Annotated in this window: 7 protein-coding genes and 1 pseudogene; 3 read left to right on the top strand and 5 right to left on the bottom strand. The window is 37.2% G+C overall.

The features are described 5' to 3' along the window. Window positions 1–1,126 precede the first annotated feature (1,126 nt). Entirely contained in the window at window positions 1,127–1,339 is a 213-nt protein-coding gene (locus F6K22_RS26910; RefSeq protein ID WP_293105147.1) for a hypothetical protein, read from the top strand. A gap of 126 nt (window positions 1,340–1,465) precedes the next feature. Here the strand turns inward: F6K22_RS26910 and F6K22_RS26905 are convergent, their stop codons facing one another. From F6K22_RS26905 to F6K22_RS26895, 3 genes are all read right to left on the bottom strand, one after another. Further along, window positions 1,466–1,705, bottom strand: a complete 240-nt coding sequence (locus tag F6K22_RS26905) for a hypothetical protein (protein WP_293105144.1) — start codon at window positions 1,703–1,705, stop codon at window positions 1,466–1,468. Between the two features lie 30 nt (window positions 1,706–1,735). Then, entirely contained in the window at window positions 1,736–2,053 is a 318-nt protein-coding gene (locus tag F6K22_RS26900; RefSeq protein WP_293105141.1) for a methyltransferase domain-containing protein, read from the bottom strand. A 411-nt stretch (window positions 2,054–2,464) separates the two neighbouring features. Beyond that, window positions 2,465–3,400 carry a phosphoribulokinase gene (locus F6K22_RS26895; RefSeq protein ID WP_293105138.1) on the bottom strand — a complete coding sequence of 312 codons (936 nt, stop codon included), beginning with the start codon at window positions 3,398–3,400 and terminating at the stop codon, window positions 2,465–2,467. A 376-nt stretch (window positions 3,401–3,776) separates the two neighbouring features. On the opposite strand from F6K22_RS26895, the gene F6K22_RS26890 reads away from it, so the two are divergent. Continuing rightward, complete coding sequence (locus F6K22_RS26890) at window positions 3,777–4,094, top strand: RNA-guided endonuclease InsQ/TnpB family protein (RefSeq protein ID WP_293105136.1); 318 nt, start codon at window positions 3,777–3,779, stop codon at window positions 4,092–4,094. Further along, entirely contained in the window at window positions 4,046–4,456 is a 411-nt protein-coding gene (locus tag F6K22_RS26885) for an RNA-guided endonuclease InsQ/TnpB family protein (RefSeq protein WP_293105133.1), read from the top strand. The genes F6K22_RS26890 and F6K22_RS26885 overlap by 49 nt, the downstream gene beginning before the upstream one ends. Window positions 4,457–4,480: 24 nt before the next feature. Here F6K22_RS26885 and F6K22_RS26880 read toward each other — a convergent pair whose 3' ends face one another. Then, window positions 4,481–5,134: an SH3 domain-containing protein gene (locus F6K22_RS26880; RefSeq protein WP_293105131.1), complete on the bottom strand. Its 654-nt coding sequence runs from the start codon at window positions 5,132–5,134 to the stop codon at window positions 4,481–4,483. Window positions 5,135–5,884: 750 nt separating this feature from the next. Then, window positions 5,885–6,571 (bottom strand): annotated as a pseudogene (locus tag F6K22_RS26875) (IS630 family transposase); the annotation flags it as partial.

The raw sequence follows: 6,571 nt of genomic DNA, 5'->3' as shown, positions 1-6,571 counted from the left end.
GTGGACTCCATCCGTGGTTGGGATGTTTTTTCATATACTACTTCAATTATATAGCAACCAGTGGCAGGTACCCCAACTGACTTCAACTACAGTATCCACAACTACAGGTATGCATGATTTCACTCATTGATAAGTGACAAATACCATTTTTCCAACTTGCTCTATAGACTGATTCCTTTGAATATATAACTACATTTCTACCTTTGGTTTTGTCCTTATATTTGGGTATTTTGGGCTTGCCCAAAAACTTACAGGGATGTTTTGACCATTCTTTTATAGCGTGAAAATAACCACGCCAAGTTGCAATCAAGCATTTGATTATTTGTTTTGATACTTTAGTTGGTAATGCTAATCGGCATCGCTATCTTTGGTGGCGTGGTACAGTTTAGTTAAATCCAGACTTTTTGAGAAAAGTGAAAAAATGCTGACGACAATAATAATTAGCCAAATTATACAAGTTTTTCGACTTAAAGGCTAACTCATCACAAACTCGCCAATACTGATGTGTTCGGTTAATAATATGTCTGTCAACCAGTCGCATTCACTCCCTATAATTCATCTTAAGTTATTACCTGTTAATATTACAACATTTTTCTACAAATAGCAACTATAGCGCTACGCATTAAGGCTCTTGACATTTCGCGCATCCTGAAACCCTTTAACAGTTTACTATTCCCTCCATACCTATTCCCTATTCCCGATTCAAGTAGCGCTATACTTTATACAATTTTCATTCAACAGTTAATCACCCCTACCTCCTAGGAGGAGAATAATTGATAATTTATGCGCGATAATTGATTTTATTTTTTATAATTGCAGATGTCTATTAATTAATAAAGTTATAATACTGTAGTGGTATGACACACCAAAATGTGGCAATAGTAGGGGCGGGTTCCGCGTTAATATTGAGGCTTAACCAGAAATAAAATTAACCCGCCCCCCAATGATACAATGTACTATTGTAGCTATGTCGGTCTAGTAGGTTGGGTTTTGCTCCGCAACATGAAGAAGCAGTAGGGCAACCCGACATACAAAAGGGGTTTGTTGGGTTTCGTTCCTCAACCCAACCTACAAAAAGCTAATTTTTTTAATTATTATGATTATATAATTTCAGGAGTAAAAAATTATGGATCGTGGAAAAATTGTGGCTATTATTACTGGGGTAATTTCTATCGCCTTGGCGATCGCCTATTTAATTCTTGTGCAACTATTAGATTTACGAGGTCCTGAAATGATACCCGCTCCGACTTCAATATTACCTTTTGTTTTTTACAGCGGTTTTCATTTCAGTAGTAGGGGCGATTCGCGAATCGCCCCTACAGGATTTTGGTTGTGGTGATGTGGTTCATCAATCTGAAAAGTGCTGTAAGTAAGGGCACTTTTTTCAAAGTAGTGATTTCCTCAGTCTACTCTTTATTCTTGTTAGAAGATAAACTGCAAAAATCACTACTAATTTATAGTTACCTTAATTTTTTTGTTCAATATAAATCATGGGAGTTTGGATAGGAATACCAGTAGTTGAATAAGTCCAACCTAATATAAAATAATCTTCGATAGCATTTTCAATTACCATTTTTGAATGGTCGTAAACTGGCACAACAAAATTTTTAATATATTCCTCTACCGGTTCATCCAGACTAATTAGAATAGCCTTACGAGCAATTCGATAAATATGCTCCATAGCTGTTTTAGCATCTTCAAGCAACAGTAATGCACTTAAAGATCAAACAAAATCCTAGGACTGGGAATCAATCTCAGGCAAAGCCTTTTCTATAGGTTTTTGAATAGTTTTATAACCCCTTTTAGCTGCATATTCCAGTATTTTAGCCGAAACATCAATACCTGTATATTCAAAATTTCCCTGCAATAATTGACTCAAAAAACCTGTACCACAACCAATATCTAAAATACTACCTTGATGGTAATTATATTTATGAAATATTTTAGCTGCCTCATTGAGATACTGTACATTACACTTGGAGTCTTTTAGCACATCATCATAGTTGGCAGCTAAATTATCATAAAATTCTTCAGGGGAAATTTTATTTAGCATAAATTTATAGTTCAAAATCGACTTATATACCACCCCGTATAATATGATCGATAGGTAACATTAAATGTTAAATCTTTATTAAACTATGTACCGAAAAATTAAGGCATAAAGCCTCTGCATTAATGGAGAAAAAAGAAAAAAAATCTGTTTACCCAATCTTCTTCTGATAGAGAAGAAGTAATATTAATTGTTAATTATTAATTGTTGAACTTAGTTTTTTTGTTCAATATAAATCATCCGAGTTTGGATAGGAACACCTTATTTACTTAGATTTATACTCTACTAACACTACTTTTTTTGTCAAATAAAATATAACAAGTTTACTATAGCTAAGTGCTAACTATAGCAATTTTCAATAATTAGTAAAAATCCTAAACTCCCTACTCCCTACTCCCTACTCCCTATTCCCTATTACTGATAAATATTAGTTGCCTTAATCATGTGATAAGCAACAAGCAACTGAGTCAAAGCCAGAGGATAACTCTGAAGCAACTCCCCAGTTGTACCAACTAACTTACCAATATCTGGGTTTCCTTTCGGCGAACAAAAATCTTTTAAATAAGGCGTGTCTTGACAGAGAATTATCTCTAACTCATTTACCTGTTCCTTAGTAGCATGACTATCAATTTCTAAAACATCCACTGGTTTACCCATATCCCGGTCTAACCCCAAACGGACTGCTGGCTGAAAACTAGGACTACCTTGACCAATAATCTCTAGAAAATCTGGGTGAGGAATAGTTGGTCTAAGCACTAAGCGTACATGAAGTTGAGAGCTATTTTCATCATTTGAAGGAGGATAGAAAGTAACAACTACATCTGCCCACTTACGTTGGGGACGGATAAACGCCTCCGAGTCTACTTCCCGTTTTTCCATCTCTTTCAGAACTTGTGCCTCAGTGTAGCCACGTTTCATCGTATCCCGTTTTACTTTCCATTTCGCCCTTAATTCTTCTGGTGGTGCAAGGTACACCTTCACATCGTAACAATCCCTTGCCCCCCTAGTCGAATAACCCAGTAGTCCTTCAACAATCACAAATTTGTTAGGCTTAATATATTCTGGGGGGTCAAATTTTCCAGTTGAGTGATTATAAATAGGTTTGAGAATTGGTTGTCCGGTACGCAGCAGGGTTAGATGTTGCTGCATTATATCAAGATGGTTACAGTCTGGGTGGAGGGCAGTAATACCTATTTCAGCTCGTTGTTTTCGATCATAGCGATGGTAATCATCTGTACAGATAATAGTGACATTTTCTGGCCCTAATACTTGAGCTATTCCTCTAGTCAAGGTAGTTTTACCCGCAGCACTATCACCCACAATACCTAGGATTATTGGACGATTAGTCATAATTTTATTCTCCCTGTACCGGACAATGGCCTATATGGCACAGCCTTAAATTTTCAGTAATAATTAATTTTATGGTCTATTTGGCACTAGGGGCAAGATTTTTGATAATCAAAGGAAATAGGAAGTATAGGAGAAGTCAGAAGTCAGAAGTTCAATTCTTGTAAATAAAATTTAACTTATGAGGGGTTCGGGGAGCTATAAGTCCCGCGCTCTACCGGAACGGTGAGCGTCAGGATAAATGGACTGCTTGATCGAACTGATACAAAGCGTCACATAGGGTGACAAATTGATGTATACGGACGTTGCATAACAAAAATGCGTTTCATGTCGCGCAGCGAAACGTCCCTAACCGTCGGCGGTTACTCATCCACAGGCAGTGTCGGTTCCTGACCCTCCGATTTACGGTCGGGCAATTGGAATTGACCTAGGATTGGAGCGATTCTTGACTGTTTCGGATGGCAGCTTTCAAGAGCGTCCTAAGTTTTTCAAGTCGATGCAAGGCAAGCTGAAATTGCTGCAAAGCAGAGCGGCGCGAAAACAGAAGGGTTCTCAAAACTGGGAGAAAGCACAGACGAAAGTAGCCAGAATCCACCATCGCATTGCTAACTGTCGCAAAGACTTTCACCTGAAAACCGCACATAAGTTGTGTGGGCGCAAACTATTTTGGCAGAAGACCTCAAGACCAAAGGATTGACGCGAGGGATGCTGGAAAAAGACTGTGTAGATGCCGCATTTGGACAATTTTTGTCTTTGACAGAATGGGTCTGTTGGAAGCGTGGGGTGTACTTTGCCAAAGTCAATCCCAACGGCACGAGCCAAACCTGCCCCAACTGCTTTACTACTGTCAGTAAGGGACTGCAAATCAGAGAGTATCATTGTCCTGAGTGTGGGTATCGGACTCACCGGGATTGTGCAGCAGCAGAGATAGTATTGCATCGTGGATTAGAGACTGTAGTAGCCCAGGGACTCTGGGGAACTGAAACAGCCTGTCAAGTCGGTCTGTCGGGGGTCTATGACCTAGACAAGTGGCGTGGGGGCAGGAATGCTCAATCGTGAGGTTGGGTCAGCGTTGGGAGAATGTCATTTACATTGAATATAAGGCTTCCATACCCAGCCTACTTGTTGGGGATTGGCCGTAGAGCTAACGTAAACCCACTTTGTTTGAGACTGTTGCCCTGCTGGTGGCTGTGTAACTTGTAGTTGAGTACCTTTTTGAAAAACATAGGGCATAGGGTTACTTCGAGGATTGGGAAAATCTTGAACTGGAATATTAGGGGAGTCAGGCCAACCTGTAACTTGACACATTGTGCCAATGGGTATTCCACCTGTCGTACTACCTGTATTGGGTAGTTGTGAAGCAGAGCGTGTATCGCAATTTTGTAGATAGGGAGTATATACCCAACCTTGAGCATTATTAGGTCCTGTCACTTGCGTCCATTGTCCGTCATTCGACCTATTGATGACTGTTACAGGAGTTCCATTATTAAAAAAGGCAATATTATTACCACTACCTGGTCGATCTCGAAAATCTACACCCTGACGGTTATCTGCTGGTGAAGACTGAAGCTGACAAACCTCTTGTTGTTGAGCAATTAATATTTCATTTGTGCCGTTAATTGCTGGAGTCCACTGGTCTGCCTTAGCAATATTTGGCATTTGGCTTCCTAATAAAGATAGAGAAGCAATTGTTAATATTCTTAGATAATTTGGCCTTTGCTTGATGTTATTTTGCATAAATATTCTGAACTATTTTTAATTACAAGTTTAGCTACCAACTATATAAGTCTATATTTCGGATATTTTGATTATTCTTAAGACTTTATTTAGATGAAAATACCTTTTTTAAAAAAGCAGTATAACCCATAATAATTTTGATATTTTAATACTAAATTACCTTAATTACAAGGGAAGTTTAGTAACTTTAAAAATATCCTAATTGACTTTTTAAGTTCTCTAAATATGAGACCGGGAAGATAGGGAAGTTAACGAAATCAGAAGTCAGAAGTCAGTAGGGGCGAACGGCCGGAAAGCCCCTACAGAAGTTGTTTTTGTAACGGCGATTTGAGCAAAGCTCCAAAAACGTTTTGCCGATCGAGGCGGCGTTGCGCAACCCAATTATTTTGATAAGAAAAACTAGGATTTTTGTCTAAGCATAAAATCGTATCAAGTTAGTTGTTCCAAGTGAAGTAAAAAGTCAAAAGTAAGATTTTATTGACTCAAATCTAAAGTTTGAAAGCATTTATAACATTCTTTTTTTTAATTGGTTAAATTAAATTGGTATGATACAAATTCCTAAAAATAATACTATGGTTGGGTAAGATTTCAATTATTAAGTAATTAATACGACAAAATGACCTTTTTGATAACTATTAGCTAGTTTGTGTTAATTATTAGACATCTCCAGAAAAGTAAGTGTTCTCTGTCTCAACTAGGAAATTCCTCAAAGCACAACTACTTATAGTTATTTAACTTAAGAGTGAGACATTAAGCTACACAATAATCACGGATAATTTCATCTAAAGATTTATGTGCATGAGCATACATTCTGGCTTTCTTTAATGCACTGAAATCATGTTCAATATCATTTTAATCAGGAGAATATTTGGGAAGGAATATTACTTGATGCCCTGCCTCTTCTACCATTTCTCGTTCTTACATTTTTGCGGTGGATTGGAGCATTATCCATGATTAAGACGCTCGATAATTTCTAATGATGGTAATAAATATTGTGATAACCATCCTTCAAAACCTTCTGCATTCAAACCAACTGTGAATATTATTGGGGCAATTAAGTCATGCATTTCTTTTTCTTCTCCCTGCTACTAAGTTTTCTCTTTTTCCTCGCTTTCTTTGTCTGTCTCCATAAATTTTCTTACCTCTTTTTGACCGAGCATAAATACAAGTACTTATCTCTTCAAATCCTGATTCATCAATATATACTAAACTTTTTTTTTATTAATTCTCTCAAGGCTCTATAATACTTTATTCTTTCTTCTCTATTTCTTTCTTGATAACGAAGTTCTTTTTTTTTTCTAGTTATTTTCATTTTTTTCAGGGTAGTCCAGATTGCCGTTGTACTGACTCCAAATTTCTCTGCTATGAGTTTTAATTTTACTTCCGGATTTTCCTTTATATATTTTTTTAATTTTTTCCAATCTAGTTTTCTGTGAC

The sequence above is a fragment of the Okeania sp. SIO2F4 genome, from assembly GCF_010672385.1.
GTDB lineage: Bacteria > Cyanobacteriota > Cyanobacteriia > Cyanobacteriales > Microcoleaceae > Trichodesmium.
This window is presented reverse-complemented; position numbering and strand designations above follow the sequence as displayed.